Annotated in this window: 17 protein-coding genes and 1 tRNA gene; 12 read left to right on the forward strand and 6 right to left on the reverse strand. The window is 55.3% G+C overall.

All coding sequences use genetic code 11. From position 1 onward, the window contains the following. The first annotated feature begins 94 nt into the window (after positions 1–94). The 9 genes from OSH04_RS19535 to rpoC all read left to right on the forward strand — a co-directional run bounded on the left by OSH04_RS19535 (position 95) and on the right by rpoC (position 12,092). A tRNA-Trp gene (locus OSH04_RS19535) sits at positions 95–170 on the forward strand. Between the two features lie 45 nt (positions 171–215). Beyond that, complete coding sequence (gene secE, locus OSH04_RS19540; protein ID WP_009464327.1) at positions 216–596, forward strand: preprotein translocase subunit SecE; 381 nt, start codon at positions 216–218, stop codon at positions 594–596. 9 nt (positions 597–605) lie between these two features. Continuing rightward, positions 606–1,139, forward strand: a complete 534-nt coding sequence (gene nusG / locus OSH04_RS19545) for a transcription termination/antitermination protein NusG (protein ID WP_009464325.1) — start codon at positions 606–608, stop codon at positions 1,137–1,139. 67 nt (positions 1,140–1,206) lie between these two features. Beyond that, complete coding sequence (gene rplK, locus OSH04_RS19550; protein WP_009464323.1) at positions 1,207–1,641, forward strand: 50S ribosomal protein L11; 435 nt, start codon at positions 1,207–1,209, stop codon at positions 1,639–1,641. A 3-nt stretch (positions 1,642–1,644) separates the two neighbouring features. Further along, positions 1,645–2,340, forward strand: a complete 696-nt coding sequence (gene rplA / locus OSH04_RS19555; RefSeq protein WP_026484874.1) for a 50S ribosomal protein L1 — start codon at positions 1,645–1,647, stop codon at positions 2,338–2,340. A gap of 233 nt (positions 2,341–2,573) precedes the next feature. Then, positions 2,574–3,098 (forward strand): 50S ribosomal protein L10, encoded by a 525-nt coding sequence (gene rplJ / locus OSH04_RS19560; RefSeq protein WP_009464320.1) that lies wholly within the window; start codon positions 2,574–2,576, stop codon positions 3,096–3,098. Between the two features lie 79 nt (positions 3,099–3,177). Continuing rightward, positions 3,178–3,555 (forward strand): 50S ribosomal protein L7/L12, encoded by a 378-nt coding sequence (gene rplL / locus OSH04_RS19565; RefSeq protein WP_003800851.1) that lies wholly within the window; start codon positions 3,178–3,180, stop codon positions 3,553–3,555. 162 nt (positions 3,556–3,717) lie between these two features. Continuing rightward, a complete protein-coding gene (rpoB, locus tag OSH04_RS19570; RefSeq protein WP_022983337.1) occupies positions 3,718–7,830 on the forward strand; it encodes a DNA-directed RNA polymerase subunit beta in 4,113 nt (1,370 codons plus the stop codon). Beyond that, complete coding sequence (gene rpoC, locus OSH04_RS19575; protein WP_035269553.1) at positions 7,830–12,092, forward strand: DNA-directed RNA polymerase subunit beta'; 4,263 nt, start codon at positions 7,830–7,832, stop codon at positions 12,090–12,092. Before rpoB ends, rpoC begins: the two co-directional genes overlap by 1 nt. Positions 12,093–12,249: 157 nt before the next feature. Here the strand turns inward: rpoC and azu are convergent, their stop codons facing one another. From azu to OSH04_RS19605, 6 genes are all read right to left on the reverse strand, one after another. Further along, the gene (azu, locus tag OSH04_RS19580) at positions 12,250–12,696 is read right to left on the reverse strand and encodes an azurin (protein ID WP_035269554.1); all 447 of its coding nucleotides are present in this window, start codon (positions 12,694–12,696) and stop codon (positions 12,250–12,252) included. A gap of 256 nt (positions 12,697–12,952) precedes the next feature. Beyond that, positions 12,953–13,588: a LysE family translocator gene (locus tag OSH04_RS19585; protein WP_035269556.1), complete on the reverse strand. Its 636-nt coding sequence runs from the start codon at positions 13,586–13,588 to the stop codon at positions 12,953–12,955. Between the two features lie 74 nt (positions 13,589–13,662). Beyond that, positions 13,663–14,457: an AraC family transcriptional regulator gene (locus OSH04_RS19590; RefSeq protein WP_035269558.1), complete on the reverse strand. Its 795-nt coding sequence runs from the start codon at positions 14,455–14,457 to the stop codon at positions 13,663–13,665. Then, positions 14,447–16,414, reverse strand: a complete 1,968-nt coding sequence (locus OSH04_RS19595) for a CHASE2 and HATPase_c domain-containing protein (RefSeq protein WP_266109101.1) — start codon at positions 16,412–16,414, stop codon at positions 14,447–14,449. The genes OSH04_RS19590 and OSH04_RS19595 overlap by 11 nt, the downstream gene beginning before the upstream one ends. Before the next feature lie 16 nt (positions 16,415–16,430). Next, on the reverse strand, positions 16,431–17,525 hold the full coding sequence (locus tag OSH04_RS19600; protein ID WP_083055336.1) for a FecR family protein: 1,095 nt from the start codon (positions 17,523–17,525) through the stop codon (positions 16,431–16,433). 5 nt (positions 17,526–17,530) lie between these two features. After that, the gene (locus OSH04_RS19605; RefSeq protein ID WP_009464199.1) at positions 17,531–18,235 is read right to left on the reverse strand and encodes a response regulator transcription factor; all 705 of its coding nucleotides are present in this window, start codon (positions 18,233–18,235) and stop codon (positions 17,531–17,533) included. A gap of 420 nt (positions 18,236–18,655) precedes the next feature. On the opposite strand from OSH04_RS19605, the gene rpsL reads away from it, so the two are divergent. From rpsL to fusA, 3 genes are all read left to right on the forward strand, one after another. Then, positions 18,656–19,027, forward strand: a complete 372-nt coding sequence (gene rpsL / locus OSH04_RS19610) for a 30S ribosomal protein S12 (protein WP_003800872.1) — start codon at positions 18,656–18,658, stop codon at positions 19,025–19,027. Positions 19,028–19,166: 139 nt separating this feature from the next. After that, positions 19,167–19,637 (forward strand): 30S ribosomal protein S7, encoded by a 471-nt coding sequence (gene rpsG / locus OSH04_RS19615; RefSeq protein WP_035269562.1) that lies wholly within the window; start codon positions 19,167–19,169, stop codon positions 19,635–19,637. A 17-nt stretch (positions 19,638–19,654) separates the two neighbouring features. Continuing rightward, entirely contained in the window at positions 19,655–21,757 is a 2,103-nt protein-coding gene (gene fusA / locus OSH04_RS19620) for an elongation factor G (RefSeq protein WP_035269563.1), read from the forward strand. Positions 21,758–21,845: the final 88 nt, after the last annotated feature.

The raw sequence follows: 21,845 nt of genomic DNA on the forward strand, positions 1-21,845 counted from the left end.
AAAAGAGTAGTAATTTTGGGCGAAAGAGGTTAATATCCTCTTTTGCCTAAAAGCCAAACGTAGCTAAGTAGCGCGCTACGGTTTGTCAAGGTATAGGGGTATAGCTCAATTGGCAGAGCGTCGGTCTCCAAAACCGAAGGTTGAGGGTTCGATTCCTTCTGCCCCTGCCACCACAGTCACTCGCCACCACCTCGCGTGGCGTCACTCGTCGGAATATGTCGAATACCAACGTAGAAACCGTTAACCGAGGTTCCGAGCGCATCAAGCTGGGCCTAGCGGTCCTAGTCGTCGCCGCCGGTATTGTTGGCTATTCCGTTCTGGATGGCCAAAATTCACTGGTTCGCGCTGGGGTATTTGTTGCCAGCTTAATCGTCGCCGTATTGATCATCTGGTTTAGCGATACAGGCCGCCGCCTGGTCGCTTTTTCTCGTGATGCCTACACGGAAGTGCGTCGCGTTCACTGGCCATCCCGTAAAGAAGCAACGCAAATGACGGGTATCGTCTTTGTGTTTGTTGCCGTTATGGCCATCTTGTTGTGGCTGATTGACAAAGGGCTCGGCTGGATCATTTATGGCCTGTTGCTGGGCTGGAAATAAAGGGCACACATGAGCAAACGCTGGTATGTGGTTCACGTTTATTCCGGCATGGAAAAAAGCGTGCACAAAGCTCTGGTGGAGCGCATTGAACGCGCTGATCTCCAAGAAGCGTTTGGTCGCATTCTGGTTCCATCGGAAGAAGTCGTTGAAGTAAAGAACGGCAAGAAATCAATTACAGAGCGACGTATTTACCCTGGTTACGTTCTGGTCGAGATGGCCTTGACCGACGAAACCTGGCACTTGGTAAAAAGTACGCCGCGAGTCACCGGCTTTTTGGGCGGTTCCGGTAACCGTCCCGCTCCCATATCCGAGCGCGAAGTGGAAAAAATCCTGTCGCAAATGGAAGAGGGCGTTGAGAAGCCACGGCACAAAGTGCTGTTCGAGGTTGGCGAACTGGTACGCGTCAAGGACGGTCCGTTTGCAGACTTTAACGGTAACGTCGAAGAAGTTAACTACGAGAAAAACAAGGTTCGTGTCACCGTTACTATTTTCGGTCGCGCCACCCCCGTTGAACTCGATTTCGATCAAGTCGAAAAGACCTGATTAATTACAACCCCCGGGAAGCCTGTCGCATCATGTGCCAGGCGTCATCACCCGCAAGGAGCTAAGCATGGCGAAGAAAATCGTCGGCTTTATCAAGCTGCAAGTCCCAGCTGGTAAGGCAAACCCATCCCCTCCAATCGGTCCAGCGCTGGGTCAGCGCGGTCTGAACATCATGGAATTCTGCAAGGCGTTCAACGCCCAGACACAGGGTCTGGAACCCGGTCTGCCAATTCCTGTGGTGATCACCGCTTTTGCTGACAAGAGCTTCACGTTCATCATGAAGACTCCTCCAGCAACCATCCTGATCAAAAAGGCTGCTGGTATCAAATCCGGTTCTGCACGTCCTAACGTGGATAAAGTCGGTACGCTGACCCGCGCTCAGGCTGAAGAAATCGCCAAGACCAAACAACCCGACCTGACCGCTGCCGATCTGGACGCCGCTGTGCGTACCATCGCTGGTAGCGCTCGCAGCATGGGCATCAACGTTGAAGGGGTGGTGTAAGTCATGGCTAAAGTAAGCAAACGCGCAGCCGCTATTGCTGCCAAGATCGACCGCAACAAGTTCTACCCTGTGGCCGAAGCTCTGGCCCTGGTGAAAGATACTGCCACTGCCAAGTTCGACGAATCCATCGATATCGCTGTTCAGCTGGGCATTGATCCTCGTAAGTCCGACCAACTGGTCCGTGGCTCCGTGGTTCTGCCTGCTGGTACCGGTAAAACCGTGCGTGTTGCCGTTTTCGCCCAAGGCGAAAAAGCCGACGCCGCTCGTGAAGCTGGTGCTGACATCGTGGGTCTGGACGACCTGGCTGAGCAAATCAAAGCCGGTCAAATGGACTTTGACGTTGTGATCGCTTCGCCTGACACCATGCGTGTTGTCGGTACCCTGGGTCAGGTTCTGGGTCCTCGTGGCCTGATGCCAAACCCTAAGGTTGGTACTGTGACTCCTGACGTTGCTACGGCTGTTAAGAACGCCAAGGCTGGTCAAGTTCAATACCGCACCGACAAGGCCGGTATCATTCACAGCACCATTGGTCGCGCTTCGTTCAACGTTGAACAGCTGCAGACCAACCTGGTTGCCCTGGTTGACGCCTTGAACAAGGCTCGTCCAGCCGCTGCCAAGGGTGTTTACCTGCGCAAGGTTGCCGTGTCCTCCACCATGGGTGGCGGTGCACGTGTTGAAATTGCATCTCTGACTGTTTAATCAACAGTTAGAAAAAAAGAACTTTGGGCTGTGATCCTGTTTACAGGGTCACTGCTGTCAAAGACCGTTGGAGCAGTTGGCTGACTTGTCATCTCACTGCTTAATCGGGGCAGAACGTCCCATCCAACGTAGACGGCGCCCGTGGAAGAATTCGTTATAGAACTCGTCCAGGTGCGCCGCATTCGGTTGATGTTGGGAAGCCTTCCCGACATCGTTTGAAGGAGTGTTCAACCGTGAGTCTCAATCGTGAAGAGAAAGCGGTAGTCATCGAAGAAGTCACTGCCGAACTGGCAAAGGCCCAATCGATCATTATCGCCGAGTACCGTGGTCTGGACGTCGCTTCTGCTACCGTATTGCGCAAAAAAGCGCGTGAGTCTGGCGTCTACCTGCGTGTGTTGAAAAACACCCTGGTTCGTCGTTCGTTGGCAGGTACCTCGTTTGACGGTATCTCCAGCCAGCTCGTGGGTCCTCTGATGTACGCCATCAGTGAAGATCCCGTTGCTGCGGCGAAAGTCGTTGCAGATTTTGCCAAGACCAATGACAAATTGGTCATCATGGGCGGTGCGCTGCCCAATAGCGTTCTGAATGCTGATGGTGTTAAGGCTCTGGCCACAATGCCCTCGCGCGAAGAATTGCTGGCGAAACTGCTGGGCACCATGCAAGCACCTATCGCTACTTTTGTGCGTACGCTTAACGAAGTTCCCACCAAGTTTGTTCGCGGCCTGGCGGCTGTGCGCGATCAGAAAGAAGCTGCGTAAGCAGTTTTCCTTCAGGAAACTTCGTCGTTGCGAACGACAACCAAACCTGGCATTTACCTAATATCTGGAGTTCTTAAAAATGGCTACTAAAGCTGAAATCCTTGACGCCATCGGCGCAATGTCCGTGCTCGAACTGTCCGAGCTGATCAAAGAAATGGAAGAAAAATTCGGTGTGTCGGCTGCTGCCGCCGCTGTTGCTGTTGCAGCTCCTGCTGCTGGTGGCGCTGCTGCTGCCGCTGAAGAGCAAACCGAATTCACCGTGTTCCTAGCTGACGTTGGCGCAAACAAAGTTAGCGTCATTAAAGTTGTGCGCGAAATCACCGGTCTGGGCCTGAAAGAAGCCAAAGACCTGGTTGACGGTGCTCCTAAGGCTGTTAAAGAAGGCTTGTCCAAAGCTGATGCTGAAGACGCTCAGAAGAAGCTGGAAGAAGCTGGCGCCAAGATCGAGCTCAAGTAAGAGTATCGATAGATGCCCGGGAATGCGTTTCAAGCCTTCCCGGGCTTTTGCGTTTCCAGAAAACCCATGATTTTTAATTAGTATTGTAGAAAGTCGGGTTTTTTAGAGTCGTAAACCAGGGCCGTGGTTGACGGTCCGTGTAACCCTTGAGTCGGAGTGCTCATGCCTTATTCGTACACCGAAAAAAAGCGCATACGCAAGAGCTTCGCCAAACGTGAAGACGTACAGCAGGTTCCTTACCTGTTGGCTACCCAGCTGCATTCTTTCAGAACCTTCTTGCAGAAGGACACGCTGCCTTCTCAGCGTAAGGTTGAAGGCTTGCAGGAAGCTTTCAGTTCCATATTTCCAATAGTAAGCCATAACCAAATGGCGCGGCTAGAGTTCGTGAGCTATACGCTCGGCGAGCCGGTGTTCGACGTCAAAGAGTGTCAACTTCGTGGTTTGACCTATGCTTCCCCCTTGCGGGCGAAGGTTCGTCTGGTCCTTATGGACCGCGAGGTGAGCAAGCCTACCGTCAAGGAAGTAAAAGAGCAAGAAGTCTACATGGGCGAAATGCCCCTGATGACTGATAACGGCTCTTTTGTGATCAACGGTACCGAACGAGTCATCGTTTCCCAGCTGCACCGTTCCCCCGGCGTGTTCTTTGAACACGACCGCGGTAAAACGCACAGCTCGGGCAAGTTGCTGTTCTCGGCTCGCGTGATTCCTTACCGTGGTTCCTGGCTGGACTTCGAGTTCGATCCCAAGGACATTCTGTTCTTCCGTATCGACCGTCGTCGCAAGATGCCTGTGACTATCTTGCTGAAGGCCATTGGCCTGACGCCAGAACAGATCCTGGCCCACTTCTTCGAGTTCGATCACATCGAACTGCATCAGGAAGGTGGCAAGCTGCAATTCGTTCCAGAACACTGGAAGGGCGAGGTTGCCCGTTTCGACATTACCGACCGCGACGGTCGTGTACTGGTTGAAAAGGACAAGCGTATCAATGCCAAGCATTTGCGCGACCTGCAAGCAGCCAAGATCGAATACATCTCCATCCCGGAAGATTTCCTTCTGGGTCGTGTGCTGGCCAAGAACATCATCAACGCCGAAACCGGCGAGGTGATTGCCAACGCCAACGACGAAATTACCGAATCCATTCTGGCCGAAATGCGCGCAGCCAATGTGCGTGATTTCGAGACTCTGTACGTCAACGAACTGGATCAGGGCGGCTTTATCTCCCTGACCCTGCGCACGGACGAAACAGCGGATTCCAATGCTGCCCGCATCGCGATCTATCGCATGATGCGTCCCGGCGAGCCACCAACCGAAGAAGCGGTTGAGGCTTTGTTCAACCGTCTGTTCTACAGCGAAGAGTCCTACGACTTGTCGCGCGTGGGTCGCATGAAGGTGAACAGCCGTCTGGGCCGTGGTGACAGCATCGAAGGTCCCATGACCCTGACCGACGAAGACATTCTGGACACCATTCAGGTGCTGGTGAATCTGCGTAACGGCCGCGGTCAGATCGATGATATCGATCACCTGGGTAACCGTCGTGTTCGTTGCGTGGGCGAATTGGCTGAAAACCAGTTCCGCGCCGGTCTGGTGCGTGTGGAACGTGCCGTCAAGGAACGTCTGGGCCAAGCCGAGACCGAAAACCTGATGCCGCACGATCTGATCAACTCCAAGCCCATCTCTGCGGCTGTCAAGGAGTTCTTCGGTTCCAGCCAGCTGTCGCAATTTATGGACCAAACCAACCCGCTGTCCGAGATCACGCACAAGCGTCGTGTTTCGGCACTGGGCCCTGGTGGTCTGACTCGTGAACGTGCGGGCTTTGAGGTGCGCGACGTGCACCCAACCCACTACGGTCGCGTGTGCCCGATTGAAACGCCTGAAGGTCCAAACATTGGTCTGATCAACTCCATGGCGCTGTACGCTCGTCTGAACGAGTACGGTTTCCTGGAAACGCCTTACCGCAAGATTGTTGACGGCAAGGTCAGTGAACAGATCGATTACCTGTCGGCTATTGAAGAAAGCAATTACGTCATCGCTCAGGCTAACGCCGAGTTGACCGAAGACGGTGCCTTTGCTGACGATCTGGTTGCCTGCCGAGAAGCTGGCGAAACCATGATGACTGCGCCAGAGAACATCCATTACATGGACGTGGCTCCTTCGCAGATCGTGTCTGTGGCTGCTTCGCTGATTCCGTTCCTGGAGCACGATGACGCCAACCGAGCACTGATGGGCGCCAACATGCAGCGTCAGGCAGTTCCGTGCCTGCGCCCTGAGAAGCCTTTGGTCGGTACCGGTATCGAACGTACTGTTGCTGTTGACTCGGGTACCACCGTACAGGCCCGTCGTGGCGGTGTGGTTGTAGACGTTGACGCACAGCGCGTGGTTATTCGCGTGCACGATGACGAGAACGTGGCTGGCGAGGTCGGTGTAGATATCTACAACATGACCAAGTACACCCGTTCCAACCAGAACACCAACATCAACCAGCGTCCTATCGTCAAACGTGGCGATATCGTGGCTCGTGGTGACGTGCTGGCTGACGGCGCATCGACTGACCTGGGCGAATTGGCTCTGGGTCAGAACATGCTGATCGCCTTCATGCCCTGGAACGGCTATAACTTCGAGGACTCGATTCTGATCTCCGAGAAGGTCGTGGCTGACGATCGCTACACGTCGGTTCACATCGAAGAGTTGACGGTTGTTGCCCGTGACACGAAGCTGGGACCTGAGGATATCACCCGCGATATCAGCAACCTGTCCGAAATTCAGCTGAACCGTCTGGACGATTCCGGCATTGTGTACATCGGCGCCGAAGTGCGTGCCGACGACGTGCTGGTCGGTAAAGTGACACCCAAGGGTGAAACCCAGCTGACGCCGGAAGAAAAGCTGCTGCGCGCCATTTTTGGTGAAAAAGCCTCTGACGTTAAAGACACCTCCCTGCGCGTGCCTTCGGGCATGGTCGGTACGGTGATCGACGTTCAAGTCTTTACCCGTGAAGGTATCGAGCGTGACAAGCGTGCTCAGTCCATCATTGATGATGAACTGCGTCGCTACCGTCAGGACCTGAACGACCAGCTGCAAATCGTTGAAGACGACGCCTTTGACCGTGCCTTGAAGTTCCTGGTCGGCAAAACCGTCAACGGTGGTCCACGCAAACTGCCCAAGGGCACCGAGCTGACTGCTGATTACCTGAACGATCTGGATCGCTGGCAGTGGTTCGACATCCGTCTGGCAGACGAGCAACACGCACTGGTGCTGGAGCACACCAAGGAATCCTTGGAGCAAAAGCGTCACCAGTTCGACTTGGCTTTTGAAGAAAAGCGCAAGAAGCTCACTCAAGGCGACGAGCTGCCTCCTGGCGTGCTGAAGATGGTCAAGGTTTACCTGGCTGTTAAGCGTCGTCTGCAGCCTGGTGACAAGATGGCTGGCCGTCACGGTAACAAGGGTGTGGTTTCCCGCATCGTTCCCGTGGAAGACATGCCGCACATGGCTGACGGTACCCCTGTGGACATCGTTCTGAACCCGCTGGGCGTGCCTTCGCGTATGAACGTGGGTCAGGTTCTGGAAGTTCACCTGGGTTGGGCTGCCAAAGGTATTGGCCACCGCATCAACGACATGATGCAAGAAGAAAAGAACGTGCAGGTTTCCGAACTGCGCGCGTTCCTGGACAAGGTCTACAACACTGCCGGCAAGAAGACTCGCATCAACGAGTTGACTGACGACGAAGTGATGAACATGGCCACCAACTTGCAGAAAGGTCTGCCATTGGCTACGCCAGTGTTCGACGGTGCAACCGAGCAGGAAATCGACCAGATGTTGCGTCTGGCCTACCCTGACGACATCGCCGAGAAACTGCAGCTGGCACCACACCGCACGCAGGTTCGCCTGTTTGACGGTCGTACCGGCGAAGCCTTTGAGCGTATGGTCACCGTAGGCTACATGCACTACCTGAAGCTGCATCACCTGGTCGATGACAAGATGCACGCTCGTTCGACAGGTCCGTACTCCCTGGTTACTCAGCAGCCGCTGGGTGGTAAGGCGCAGTTCGGTGGTCAGCGTTTCGGGGAGATGGAAGTCTGGGCGCTGGAAGCGTATGGCGCCGCCTACACCCTGCAGGAAATGCTCACGGTTAAATCCGACGACATCGCCGGCCGTACCAAGGTCTACGAGAATATTGTCAAGGGTGACCACGTGATCGACGCCGGTATGCCGGAGTCCTTTAACGTTCTGGTCAAGGAAATCCGTTCCTTGTCCCTGGACATGGATTTGGAGCGTAAATAATGAAAGCGCTACTCGATCTCTTTAAACAAGTCACTCAGGACGAGCAGTTCGATGCCATCAAGATCGGCATCGCCTCGCCCGAGAAAATCCGGTCCTGGTCTTTCGGTGAAGTCCGCAAGCCAGAGACCATCAACTATCGCACGTTCAAACCCGAGCGCGATGGTCTGTTCTGCGCCAAGATTTTTGGTCCCATCAAGGACTACGAATGTCTGTGCGGCAAGTACAAGCGCCTGAAGCACCGTGGCGTCATCTGCGAGAAGTGTGGCGTTGAAGTCACCGTCTCCAAGGTGCGTCGCGAGCGCATGGGTCACATTGAACTGGCCTGCCCGGTTGCTCACATCTGGTTCCTGAAGAGCCTGCCATCCCGTCTGGGCATGGTGCTGGACATGACCCTGCGTGACATCGAGCGCGTGCTGTACTTTGAAGCATGGTGCGTAATCGAACCTGGCATGACCCCGCTCAAGCGCGGTCAGATCATGTCCGACGACGATTTCCTGGCCAAGACCGAAGAGTACGGTGACGACTTCCACGCCCTGATGGGCGCGGAAGCGGTGCGTGAACTGCTGCGTACGATCGACATCGATCGCGAAGTCGAGCGCCTGCGTGCCGAACTGAAAGCCACCGGCTCGGATGCCAAGATCAAGAAGATCTCCAAGCGTCTGAAAGTGCTGGAAGGCTTCCAGAAATCCGGCATCAAGCCAGACTGGATGATCATGGAAGTGCTGCCCGTGCTGCCACCGGACCTGCGTCCGCTGGTACCGCTGGACGGCGGCCGCTTTGCCACTTCCGACCTGAACGATCTGTACCGCCGCGTTATCAACCGTAATAACCGTTTGAAGCGTCTGCTGGAACTGAAGGCACCGGACATCATCTTGCGCAACGAAAAACGTATGCTGCAAGAGTCCGTGGACTCCTTGCTGGATAACGGTCGTCGCGGTAAAGCCATGACCGGCGCCAACAAGCGTCAACTGAAGTCCCTGGCCGACATGATCAAGGGCAAGAGCGGTCGTTTCCGTCAGAACCTGCTGGGCAAGCGCGTGGACTACTCCGGTCGTTCCGTGATTGTGGTGGGTCCTCAGTTGAAGCTGCACCAGTGCGGTCTGCCCAAGCTGATGGCGTTGGAGCTGTTCAAGCCTTTCATCTTCAACCGTCTGGAATTGATGGGTCTGGCTACGACCATCAAGGCAGCCAAGAAGTTGGTGGAAAGCCAGGAACCGGTGGTGTGGGACATCCTCGAAGAGGTGATCCGCGAGCATCCCGTGATGCTGAACCGTGCGCCTACGCTGCACCGTTTGGGTATTCAGGCTTTTGAACCGGTCCTGATCGAAGGTAAAGCGATTCAGCTGCACCCCCTGGTGTGTGCCGCCTTTAACGCTGACTTTGACGGTGACCAGATGGCCGTTCACGTGCCGCTGTCGCTGGAAGCCCAGCTGGAAGCGCGCACTTTGATGCTGGCCTCCAACAACGTGCTGTTCCCCGCCAACGGCGAACCATCCATCGTTCCTTCCCAGGATATCGTGTTGGGTCTGTACTATGCGACCCGCGAACTGGTAAACGGCAAGGGCGAAGGCTTGTTCATGGCCGACGTGGCTGAAGTTCAGCGCGCCTACGACAACAAGGAAGTCGAGCTGCAAACTCGTCTGACCGTCCGAATCGAAGAATTCGAGAAGGGCGAAGACGGTGAGTGGGTCAAGACCATCAAGCGTTACGAAACGACTGCTGGCCGTGCCTTGCTGTCCGAAATTCTGCCCAAGGGCATGCCTTTCACCGCACTGAACCGTGCGTTGAAGAAGAAAGAAATTTCGCGTCTGATCAACCAGTCCTTCCGTCGCTGCGGCCTGCGTGCCACCGTGATTTTTGCCGACAAGTTGATGCAGTCCGGTTTCCGTCTGGCAACTCGTGGTGGTATTTCCATCGCCATGAATGACATGGTTGTGCCTGTCGTCAAGGAAAGCATCCTGGCTCAGGCTAGCAACGAAGTTAAAGAAATTGACAAGCAGTACTCCTCGGGTCTGGTGACCGCTCAGGAACGCTACAACAACGTAGTGGACATCTGGGGCAAAGCCGGTGACCGCGTGGGTAAGGCCATGATGGAGCAACTGGCTTCCGAGCCAGTGACCAACCGTTTTGGTGAAGAAGTACGTCAAGAGTCCTTCAACTCCATCTACATGATGGCGGACTCCGGTGCTCGTGGTTCGGCTGCACAGATTCGTCAGCTGGCTGGTATGCGTGGTCTGATGGCCAAGCCTGATGGCTCCATTATTGAAACGCCTATTACCGCGAACTTCCGTGAAGGTCTGAACGTACTGCAGTACTTTATTTCGACTCACGGTGCTCGTAAGGGTCTGGCCGATACGGCGTTGAAGACGGCTAACTCCGGTTACCTGACTCGTCGTCTGGTCGACGTGACTCAAGATCTGGTCATTACCGAAGACGATTGCGGTACCAAGGGCGGCTACACCATGAAAGCCATCCTGGATGGTGGTGAGGTTATCGAGCCCCTGCGCGATCTGATTCTGGGCCGTGTGGCCTCGACCGACATCGTCAACCCTGACAATCAGGAACTGGTTATCCCCGCCGGCACCTTGCTGAACGAGGACCTGGTCGACCTGATCGACAACCTGGGTATTGATGAAGTCAAGATCCGCACTCCGCTGACTTGCGAAACCCGTCACGGCTTGTGCGCAAGCTGCTACGGTCGCGATCTGGGCCGCGGTATGCTGGTTAACCGTGGTGAAGCCATCGGTGTTATCGCTGCTCAGTCCATCGGTGAACCGGGTACTCAGCTGACCATGCGTACGTTCCACATTGGTGGTGCGGCTTCGCGTGCAGCGCTGGCAAGCTCGGTGGAAACCAAGACGGCTGGTACGGTCGGTTTTGAAATTGGTCTGCGCTATGTGACCAACGCCAAGGGCGAACGCGTTGCGATCTCCCGTTCCGGTGAAATCGTCATTTTTGACGACAACCGTCGTGAACGTGAACGCCACAAAGTGCCTTACGGTGCCACCATTACGGTGGGCGATGGTGAAGCCATCAAGGCTGGCCAGCGTCTGGCAAGCTGGGATCCGCTGACCCGTCCTATCGTGTCCGAGTACACCGGTACCGTTCGCTTCGAGAACATCGAAGAAGGCGTGACCGTGGCTCGTCAGGTGGACGAAGTGACCGGTCTGTCGACTCTGGTTGTGATCACTCCCAAGACACGTGGTGGCAAGATCACCATGCGTCCTCAGATCAAGCTGCTGAACGAGCAAGGTCAGGAGATCAAGATCGCTGGTACCGATCACATGGTCAATATCTCCTTCCCGGTGGGCGCGCTGATTACCGTTCGCGACGGTCAGCAAGTGTCCGTGGGTGAGATTCTGGCGCGTATTCCTCAGGAATCGCAAAAGACTCGAGACATTACCGGTGGTCTGCCACGTGTGGCCGAACTGTTCGAAGCTCGTTCGCCCAAGGACGCCGGCCTGCTGGCCGAAGTTACAGGTACGGTTTCCTTCGGTAAGGACACCAAGGGCAAACAGCGTCTGGTCATTACCGACCTGGACGGCGTCAGCCACGAGTTCCTGATTCCGAAGGAAAAACAGGTTCTGGCTCACGACGGTCAAGTGGTGAACAAGGGCGAGATGATTGTGGACGGCCCAGCCGATCCGCACGACATCCTGCGCTTGAAGGGTATCGAGAAGCTGGCCAACTACATTGTTAACGAAGTGCAGGACGTTTACCGTCTGCAGGGTGTGAAGATCAACGACAAGCACATTGAAGTGATTGTTCGTCAGATGCTGCGCCGCGTGAACATTGTGGATGCCGGTGATACCAACTTCATCACGGGTGAACAGGTTGAACGCTCCGAACTGCTGAACGAGAACGATCGCGTTCTGGCCGAAAACGGTATTCCAGCTACGTACGAAAACGTGCTGCTGGGTATTACCAAGGCCTCGCTGTCGACCGACTCCTTCATCTCGGCGGCTTCCTTCCAGGAAACCACCCGCGTGTTGACCGAAGCGGCCATCATGGGCAAAACCGACGATCTGCGTGGTCTGAAAGAAAACGTGATCGTGGGTCGTCTGATTCCTGCTGGTACCGGTATGGCCTTCCATTCCGCCCGCAAGGAAAAAGAAGCCTTTGAAGTGGCAGAGCGCAAAGCAGCCCGTGAACTGGAAAACCCGTTTGCATCGGCTCCTGAGCCTTCGGAAGATCCGGTCTTTGTGTCCGGAGCCTCCGAGCCCGAGCAGCAACCTGCAGCCCCAGAGGGCGATCAGGAATAAGCAAGACTTAGTGGTTCCCCACCCTGCTTATCCAGGGTGGGCCGCTACCTTCAGGTAGTTGGTTAAAACCAGATAGTTCGAGCTAAAAAAAATCCCCACATGGCCAAGGCCACGTGGGGATTTTTTATGGCCGTCTGGCGGCTACAAGCGGATGCGCTTAGCTACCCAGCTTGATTTCGCCAGTCATGATGCTCCAGTGACCTGGGAAGGAGCAGAAGAATGCGTAGTCTTCGCCTTCTTTCAGCTTGGAGACGTCAAAGGTTACGGAGGTGCTTTCGCCACCGCCAACCACGTCAGTGTGAGCGATCACGCGTTCGTCACCGGCTTTAACGTAGTTGTTGTCCAGACCGGCTTTCATGCCATCGGTAGCAACAGCGCTTTCATCGGCTTTCTTCGAGATAACGACGTTGTGGCCCATGGCTGCTTTAGGCAGCTTGCCAGTGTGTTTCAGGTTGATTGTGAATTCCTTGCATGTCTTGTCAACAACGATGCTCTTGGTGTTGAACTGCATGGAGTCATTGCCTTCGATGGTAACGTCGCAAGCAGCAAAAGCAGGCACGCTGGCCAATCCAAGAACGGCTGTGAAAGCGATTTTGGCAAACATTCTAGTAACTCCTTGAAAACTGACAAAAAAAGGAACGGGACACGGGGGGTGTTGTTCCGGTCTTACAGCATAGACTGTAGCGCACTCAAGGTGCTTAACAAAACAAAGACCCGGACTATTTTACCGGCTTATATCGCCGCGTCCGAGACCGTAAATGATTTGTTTTCCCATCGTTTGATGTGGCTCTAACAGCCTCACTCTATCACCTTCAGGTAGCTTGACGGCGGTGCAGATCAGGTTTCACTTTTCGGGATGTTTAGTTTGTGACCAAGTGTTGAGCCACGTTGAAGAGGGCGGCAGCGGCAATCAGGCACAACAGCAGGCCACAGAGTTGTTCGATACGTGGCAAGTGCTTTTGTATACGCTGCTGCCAAAGCGGGTGCCCGATCAGAACGGTGATGAACAAGTCCCAGAGCAGAACAATTAAAAACATCCACAGACCCAGCAAGATGTGCAGGCCGGTGCCAGCGCGGCTGCTGGCCAGTACGGAGGCCAGGCTGGCGTAAAACAAGGCGTTCTTGGGATTCAGCAGCCCCGAGAGCAGACCAAGCAGAGCGTGATGCCACCAGCCACCTGTAGAGGCTTCAGAGGCCTTGATCCTTTGCCCAGCAGTGTGGTGGGCTACCTGCAGGAACGTCACGCCCAAGTACAGTAAATACAGTCCTCCAGCGCCCTGTAGCAGCACAAAGAGAGGGCTGCCAGTGCTTATCCGGGCAAAGCCCGTTAGTGCCAGGCTGATGTACAGGCCATTGGCCAGGGCGACACCGGCACACGCTCCGCTTGCGACCCAGCGTCCATGGGCCAGGGTGCTGCGGGCGATCAGGAAAAAATCGGGGCCGGGGGAAAGCAGGGCCAGGAAATGGGTGCTGGCGATCAGCAAGAACAAGGACACGGCGGTACGTCCAGGAGCAAAACTGCAGTGTGACCAGAAGCGTGGGTGCCGTATTGAATAAAAGTGCGCGCGCTTTAACTGCGGTACTGGCCCGGAGTGACACCGGTGTAGTGCTTGAAGACACGCTGAAAATGGCTTTGGTCGGCAAAGCCCAGGCGATAGGCAATATCAGCCAGCTCGTCACCTTGGCGCAGGGCGTTTCGGGCAAGATTGATACGTTGATTCAATTGCCAGCGCTGTGGAGTCAGGCCGGTATGGCGACGAAAGGCGCGAATCAGCTGGTAGCGGCTAAAACCGGTTTCCTGGGCCAGTTCGTGCAGGGGGATAGTGGCTAATTGGCCTTCAACCCAGCGATCCAGGGTTTTCTGCAAGATGGGGCTAGGTGGGGGAGCGGGTGCCAAAGGCTGGGATTGGGCTGAGCCGTGGTGCAGCAAAAAGTCGATCAGGGCTGCTTCTTTACTCAGTAGAGGAGCGGCTGAAAACAAGAGCGAGTTCAAGTCACAGTAGGCTGCATAAAGCAGCGGCTCGTGACTAACGCGGATGGGCTCCTGGGCTTGAAGTCTGAACTCTGTACTTTCCTGCCAAAGCTGCTCCAGCCACCCCGCATCCAGATGCAGCATCTGATAGCTCCAGGACTGATCTGGCAAAGGATTGCAGGCATGGCTGCGGTGCGCAGGGACAAAGACCAGAGAGCCTGGTGCAAGCTGGACCGGGCCGCCGGGTGCGCCCGTAAAGACGCTGCCACCGCCATCAACGGCGCCAATCGAGTAGGTGGGGTGGCTGTGTTCCTGATAGCAGATCCGGCTGTTGCAAGCACGTCGGCTTTCTACATAGGGCAGGGCGGCATCGCGCCAGAATTCAGTCTTCATCAGAGATAGTAATCGTGGCCAGGGAGACGATAAAGGTACAGCCTTGCTCACGCGTGCTGTCCAGGACAATATCCCCGCCGTGTTTGTTGATCACGGTTTTCACAAAGGCCAAACCTAGTCCGCTACCCGAAGGTGCACCTTCGGTATTTTCGTGGGCTCGATGATAAGGCTCAAAAATCGTCGCCTGATTTTCTGCCGGAATTCCCCAGCCCTGATCTTTGACGAATACCTGAACGCTGTTGTTGCCCAGCACAAGGTCTATATCAATCTGGTTGCCATCCGGTCCGTACTTGATGGCGTTTTGAATCAGGTTGGTAAAGGCGCGGCGCAGCATGGGCGCATTGCCGTTCACCCAGACCAGCTCCGAGTCGTTCAAGTTCAGGCTGATAGAGCGCTTGCTGGCGCTGGCCCAAGCGTCATCCAGACAGTCTGCCAGCAGATCAAACAGGTTCAGCGGGCTCAGTACCATTTCCATGGCTTCGGCCCGTGCCAGGCTGATGAAGTTGTCCACCAGTTCCAGCGTTTGTTCGGCATAGCCTTCCATCTTGTGCAGAAACTGATCTGGCGGCAGTTTGCTGTCATCCTGACGTTGCAAGCTCGTTAGTGCCAGGATGGAGTTCTGGGGCGCCCGCATATCATGCGAAATGAAGCGCAAGGTTTCTTCACGCTTGGTCTGGGTCTGGCGCAATAGATTGATGGATTTATGCAGCTGGGTCAGACGATGAGGCAGGTTACGTGTACTTAAGCCTGATAAGCGCTCGTTCAGAGCAGTTCTGACATCCGGGTATTCCAGCTGCAGCTTGTTCAGTTCTTCGGTCACCTGATTCAGGGCAGCCTCCTGACTGCGCCAGTGCCATAGCGGGTAGGCCAACAGAACAGTAATCAGGCTGGCTAGTGGCGGAATCCACAGATTGAAGCCATGCATGGCGATCCAGTTCACCAGCAGGATCGCAAAGACCAGCCCGATCAGGCTCAGCAAGGTGGCGCGTGGCGACAGATAGATCAGAACCTGACATGCCAGCAGGACTGGCAGGCAGCTGGCCAGCGCAATGAACCAGGCCGGTGGGGTGCGCACCCAATGATTGCTGCGTACGGCTTGCAAGGTATTGGCCAGGATCTCAACGCCCGACATGCTGCTCATGCCGGCTTTGGACAAAGGGGTAGGAAAGGTATCGCCCAGTCCACTGCCCCAGGCTCCCACCAGCACATACTTGTCCTTGAAGAAAGAGGGCGGAATATCGCCGTTCAGGACATTGAAGTAAGGCACGGTCCGAAAGTGACCGCTGCGGCCCAGAAAGGGAATGTGGGGAATGTCTTTCTGACTGGAGTCCAGAGCTTGCAGGGCCAGATCCACATCTCCGCCTGTCATCAACATGGCAATCGTGAAGTGCGGTAGCACACGGCCCAAGGGGGTCGTCTGCTGCAGGGCGACACGGCGCACTACCCCATCTGAATCAGGTTCGATATTGATGTAGCCCGACGCCTTGGCTGCCTGGCTGAGCACGGGAATGGCGGTATGCACGGCCTGCCGCTGAGTGTCATAGATCATTGGCAGCACAACGCGTCCGTGATGATGTATGGCCTCTGATAGAGCCAGGTCATCATCGGGGTAAGCCGGGTTGGGCTCCTGAAAAACCAGATCGATGCCGACAGCACGAGCCTGTTCAAGACGGCCTAGCAGTTGGGCATGGTTGATGCGTCGCCAGGGCCAAAAGCCCAGATTGGCGATGCTGTAGTCGTCGATGGCGACAATGACAATATCCGGGGGCGCAGCCTGTGGAAGAGCGGCTGCCATGGTGAAGTCGTAAATCAGGTTGTTCAGCTTGCCCAGCGCGAAGTCGTCACGCAGGGAGCTGAACAATAAGGTCAGCAGCATCAGCAAGCCCGAAACCAGATGCCACTCTTTCCGAATCCGGTCAGAGAGTAGCTTGTTGTTTCTGGGGGCTGGGCTGCTCATGCCGTACGCCGTTTAGCTACTCGAACTGAGAGAGCAGGATTGGATCGCCAAAATTGCTGACCACGGCTTGACCATCCGAGCTGGTCAGGCTGGCTGCGCCTTCAAAGCTTTCGATTGTGTCCGGGCCCATCAGACCATGGCGGTCAATGGCACGAACGGTAACGTAGTACGTGCCGGGACGCGAGGCACCGAACTGAATATCCGTATCTGTCGTAATGTTACGCGACAGCAGCTTGGCACCTTGCGGGTCGGTAGAGGTCTGGACCAGATAGGCCTGGGCACCGGGCACGGCCTGAATCGTGCTGTTCCATTGGCCACCGCGACGCTCGGGCGTGGAGATCTGCGGAGCGGGCAACAAAGGCTCCAGCGCCATGATCTTGCCATCTGTGCCTACAGCGGCCCCTTGATTCTGCTTCAGGGCGGTGGGGGTGCTGCGTTGCTGGGTTCCCAATTCTGCGCGGCCTTCCAGCACTTCGCTGTGAGCCATGCCTTGTTGAGTACGCACACGCAATTCGGTGCCACGTACACCGGTAATGCTGACAGGGGTGCGGACTTCAAAGCGACCTACGCCGGTTTTTTCCGGGGAAACGCGTGATTCCACGTCGCCATCGTCCAGAGCGATGATCGAGTCGGTCAGGCCGGTGCCTTCAAAGGCACGCATGCGAGCCACGCTCAAGGATGCCTGTGCGGGTACGCTCAGTTGGCTGCCGTCTTGCAACTCCAGCGTCAGGTAGCCATTGCTGCCTGTGCGGATCAGGTCGCCTTCTTGCAAATGAGTCGTTCCTGCACCCAGTGCTTGACCGTTCACAAGAATTTGGCCGGTCTGGTGAGTGATACGGGCGGGGGCGGGCACTTCCGGAATCATGCGAAATGGGATGTGCAGTTCTTTGCCAATAGGCAGACGGTAGGGATCGGCCACCGCGTTCAGTCGCTGAATTTCGGACCAGTTGCGGTCCTGGCGGGTGTAGGTCTGGGAGATGCCCAGCAAGGTGTCACCGGCCAGCACTTTATAGACAAAATTTTCGCCGCGGGCGCCAGAAGGTTGGGCTGACACGACGCCACCCCAAATCAGGCCGCAAACGAGAGGCGCGGCGATACGCAAAGTAATCATAGAAATCAGCTAGGGTCGGTCAAAAGTTCAAGGCGATAGCCCAGGGCGTAAGACGCCGTCAGGCGTACCCCGTTTTCGGGTCGCAACTGGAGTTTACGGCGTATGTTGGACAGGTGAGTGTCCAGCGTACGGGAGGTGGCCGGAATTTCCCGGTTCCAGACCGCGGAGCTTAAAACATCACGCGAGAACAGGCGGCCGGGGTTGCGAAACAGCAAAAGGGCCAATTCAAATTCTTTGGGCGCCAGAGTAACGGTTTCACCGTTCAGCACAATATGGCCTTGTTCAGGAAAGATATCGTAGCCTGCAAACGAAAAGCGGCTGTCCTGAGTGGCCGAGGTGCTCAGATCCAGACGGCGCACAGCGGCATTGACGCGCGCAACCAGCTCTCCCTTGCGTACGGGCTTATTAATATAGTCGTCGGCTCCGGCCTGCAAACCCGTGACCAGATCCTCTTCCTGGGTACGGCTGGTCAGGAATATGACGGGCAGGGCATGGCCCAGTGTGGTGCGAACCCAACGCAACACATCCAGGCCGCTGACGTCCGGCAGTTCCCAGTCCAGTAGCAATAAACCGAAATTATGTGGCTTGGCCAGAGCGGCCAGCAGGTCCTTTCCTTGATGAAAGGAGCGACATTCATAGCCAGCCTCGGTCAGGATCCGGGCAATCAGTTCAGCCTGGACGAGGTCGTCTTCCAGGGAAGCGATGATCATGGGTATTGTCCTTGTCGCAGAAGTGCAATAGCCCTGCAGTATAACGATATGTAGATAGCGAGTGACCAAGTGCTTCCATGCGTGTGCCGTGACAACGGGAAACTGCCGGATTGGTGTCCAAATCGTTGACCTATAAGGGTTTACTGTGGTAAATTTTAGAGCTTACTTTAAGGATCCTTTGCCGGTACACCTTGCAGTAATTTGATGGCAGCCCTGAATTTAGGGGCTGCGGGCACTTTTTTAGTGCTTGAAATCAAGCCCAAGCCATGTGCAAGACCGCTCTTTTTCGTGTTTTATGGGGAGTGGTATTGCGCAATGCCGCTTCCGGTCCAGGGTTTCAATACCCGCCAACTGGACGGCGTTTTTCAAAACATATACGTCAACCAGTACGTAAAGTACGTTATAGGATACGTAAAGGTCATGCCAACCATTAGCCAGCTCGTGCGTAAACCGCGCGAAGTCAGCCGCGTTAGCAGCAAGAGCCCTGCGCTCGAGAACTGCCCACAACGCCGCGGTGTTTGCACTCGTGTATACACCACGACCCCCAAGAAGCCTAACTCCGCTCTGCGTAAAGTCGCCAAAGTGCGTCTGACCAACGGCTTCGAAGTCATTTCTTACATCGGTGGTGAAGGCCACAACCTGCAAGAGCACTCGGTCGTTCTCGTCCGTGGTGGTCGTGTTAAAGACTTGCCAGGTGTGCGTTACCACATTGTTCGCGGTGCTCTTGACCTGCAAGGCGTCAAGGATCGTAAACAAGCCCGCTCCAAGTACGGCGCCAAGCGTCCCAAGTAATCCATGTATCCATCGATCAGTTCACTGATCTGGATCCGTGCAACCGTGGTCTGAGTGCCATGGTAGGTAAGTGGTCATTTGTCATGAATGACCGAGACCGCGAAAAGCGGTTCAACTGAATAGTCACAAGGAAATTAAAATGCCTCGCCGTCGCGAAGTACCCAAACGTGAAATCCTACCTGACCCAAAATTTGGCAGCGTTGAGCTGGCCAAATTCATGAACGTGGTCATGCTGTCCGGCAAGAAAGCTGTTGCCGAACGTATTGTTTATGGCGCGCTGGAACAAATTGCGCAGAAAACCGGCAAAGATCCGCTCGAAGTGTTTAATGCTGCCATCAATAATGTAAAACCTGTTGTTGAAGTCAAGAGCCGCCGTGTTGGTGGTGCTAACTACCAGGTTCCTGTCGAAGTGCGCCCTGTCCGTCGTCTGGCTCTGGCCATGCGCTGGATGCGCGAAGCCGCTAAAAAGCGCGGTGAAAAATCGATGGACTTGCGCCTGGCCGGCGAATTGTCCGATGCGGCCGAAGGCCGTGGCGGTGCAATGAAAAAGCGTGAAGACACGCACAAGATGGCCGATGCTAACAAAGCATTCAGCCATTTCCGTTGGTAATCTGAGGACATATAACCATGGCCCGCAAAACCCCCATTCAGCGCTACCGCAATATCGGTATCTCGGCTCACATCGACGCCGGGAAAACGACCACTACCGAGCGCATCCTGTTCTACACCGGTGTGAACCACAAGCTGGGCGAAACCCACGAAGGTTCGGCCACCATGGACTGGATGGAGCAAGAGCAAGAGCGCGGGATCACCATTACCTCGGCTGCTACCACTGCTTTCTGGCGTGGTATGGCGGGCAATTACCCAGAACACCGTATCAACATCATTGATACCCCCGGTCACGTTGACTTCACTATTGAAGTTGAGCGTTCCATGCGCGTGCTGGACGGCGCTTGCATGGTTTACTGCGCGGTGGGTGGTGTTCAGCCTCAGTCGGAAACCGTATGGCGTCAAGCCAACAAGTATGGCGTGCCTCGTCTGGCCTTCATCAACAAGATGGACCGTACTGGCGCTAACTTCTTCAAGGTTTACGACCAGCTCAAGCTGCGTCTGAAAGCCCACCCCGTGCCTGTCGTTATCCCGATCGGCGCTGAAGAAGAGTTCCAAGGCGTGGTTGACCTGATCAAGATGAAAGCAATCATCTGGGATCAAGCCAGCAACGGCGTGAAGTTTGAATACACCGACATTCCTGCCGAGCTGCAAGCTTCGGCCGAAGAATGGCGCGAAAAAATGGTCGAGTCGGCTGCTGAAGCCAGCGAAGACCTGATGAACAAGTACCTGGAAAACGGTGATCTCTCCGAAGAGGACATCAACCTGGGTCTGCGTACACGTACCATTGCCTGCGAAATTCAGCCAATGCTGTGCGGTACCGCGTTCAAGAACAAGGGTGTACAGCGCATGCTGGACGCCGTGATCGACTACCTGCCATCGCCAGTGGATATTCCACCTGTCGAAGGTACGGACGATGACGGTGAGGTCATTCATCGTAAAGCCAACGACGAAGAGCCTATGTCCGCTCTGGCGTTCAAGCTGATGACTGACCCCTTTGTTGGTCAATTGACTTTCGTACGCGTTTACTCGGGCGTTCTGCGTTCGGGCGACACGGTCTACAACCCTATCAAGGGTAAGAAAGAGCGTATCGGCCGTATCTTGCAGATGCACGCAAACAACCGTGCCGAGCTGAAAGAACTGGTTGCTGGTGACATCGCTTCCGTGGTGGGTCTGAAAGACGTGACGACAGGTGAAACCCTGTGTGACGCCGGTCAGCACATCATTCTGGAACGCATGGAGTTCCCAGAGCCCGTAATTTCGCAGGCTGTGGAACCAAAAACCAAGTCCGACCAGGAAAAAATGGGCGTGGCCTTGTCCCGTCTGGCTCAGGAAGATCCTTCTTTCCGTGTCAGCAGCGACGAAGAATCCGGCCAGACCATTATTTCCGGTATGGGCGAGCTGCACCTGGAAGTTCTGGTAGACCGTATGCGCCGTGAATTCGGCGTGGAAGCCAACGTGGGTAAACCACAAGTGGCTTACCGCGAAACTATCCGCAAGACTTGCGACGAAATCGAAGGTAAATTCGTCAAACAGTCCGGTGGTCGTGGTCAGTACGGTCACGTTGTCCTCAAGCTGGAGCCCCTGGAAGCAGGCGGCGGCTTTGAGTTCGTTGACGCCATCAAGGGCGGTGTGGTTCCTCGCGAATTCATTCCTGCCGTTGAAAAAGGTATTCGCGAAACCCTGTCCGCAGGTGTGGTCGCTGGCTACCCAGTGGTTGACGTCAAGGCTACGCTGTTCTTCGGTTCGTACCACGATGTGGACTCGAACGAAAACGCCTTCCGTATGGCCGCTTCGATGGCCTTCAAGGATGGTATGCGCAAGGCTGCCCCAGTTCTGCTGGAGCCCACCATGGCTGTAGAAGTTGAAACCCCTGAGGAATACGCCGGTACAGTGATGGGTGACTTGTCCTCCCGTCGCGGTATGGTTCAGGGTATGGACGATATGGTTGGTGGTGGTAAGGTCATCAAGGCCGAGGTTCCTCTGGCCGAGATGTTCGGTTACTCGACCAGCCTGCGTTCGCAAACACAAGGTCGCGCTACGTACACGATGGAATTCAAGCAATATGCTGAAGCTCCAAAGAACGTGGCTGACGAAGTGATCAGCGCTCGCGGTAAGTAATAGCAATATCAGCCCGCCCTATGGCGGGCTGCTCAACAATTTTTTTGTTTTCCTGTAAAACATAATTGGGATAAATCATGGCAAAAGG

This window comes from Alcaligenes nematophilus, from assembly GCF_026344155.1.
Taxonomy (GTDB): Bacteria; Pseudomonadota; Gammaproteobacteria; order Burkholderiales; family Burkholderiaceae_B; genus Alcaligenes; species Alcaligenes phenolicus.

Excerpts from the sequence above, each read along its gene's own strand:
- secE (WP_009464327.1), top strand. The coding sequence starts at position 216 with ATGTCGAATACCAACGTAGAAACCGTTAACCGAGGTTCCGAGCGCATC.
- nusG (WP_009464325.1), top strand. The coding sequence starts at position 606 with ATGAGCAAACGCTGGTATGTGGTTCACGTTTATTCCGGCATGGAAAAA.
- rplK (WP_009464323.1), top strand. The coding sequence starts at position 1,207 with ATGGCGAAGAAAATCGTCGGCTTTATCAAGCTGCAAGTCCCAGCTGGT.
- rplA (WP_026484874.1), top strand. The coding sequence starts at position 1,645 with ATGGCTAAAGTAAGCAAACGCGCAGCCGCTATTGCTGCCAAGATCGAC.
- rplL (WP_003800851.1), top strand. The coding sequence starts at position 3,178 with ATGGCTACTAAAGCTGAAATCCTTGACGCCATCGGCGCAATGTCCGTG.
- rpoB (WP_022983337.1), top strand. The coding sequence starts at position 3,718 with ATGCCTTATTCGTACACCGAAAAAAAGCGCATACGCAAGAGCTTCGCC.
- rpoC (WP_035269553.1), top strand. The coding sequence starts at position 7,830 with ATGAAAGCGCTACTCGATCTCTTTAAACAAGTCACTCAGGACGAGCAG.
- azu (WP_035269554.1), bottom strand. The coding sequence starts at position 12,696 with ATGTTTGCCAAAATCGCTTTCACAGCCGTTCTTGGATTGGCCAGCGTG.
- OSH04_RS19590 (WP_035269558.1), bottom strand. The coding sequence starts at position 14,457 with ATGAAGACTGAATTCTGGCGCGATGCCGCCCTGCCCTATGTAGAAAGC.
- OSH04_RS19595 (WP_266109101.1), bottom strand. The coding sequence starts at position 16,414 with ATGAGCAGCCCAGCCCCCAGAAACAACAAGCTACTCTCTGACCGGATT.
- OSH04_RS19600 (WP_083055336.1), bottom strand. The coding sequence starts at position 17,525 with ATGATTACTTTGCGTATCGCCGCGCCTCTCGTTTGCGGCCTGATTTGG.
- OSH04_RS19605 (WP_009464199.1), bottom strand. The coding sequence starts at position 18,235 with ATGATCATCGCTTCCCTGGAAGACGACCTCGTCCAGGCTGAACTGATT.
- rpsL (WP_003800872.1), top strand. The coding sequence starts at position 18,656 with ATGCCAACCATTAGCCAGCTCGTGCGTAAACCGCGCGAAGTCAGCCGC.
- rpsG (WP_035269562.1), top strand. The coding sequence starts at position 19,167 with ATGCCTCGCCGTCGCGAAGTACCCAAACGTGAAATCCTACCTGACCCA.
- fusA (WP_035269563.1), top strand. The coding sequence starts at position 19,655 with ATGGCCCGCAAAACCCCCATTCAGCGCTACCGCAATATCGGTATCTCG.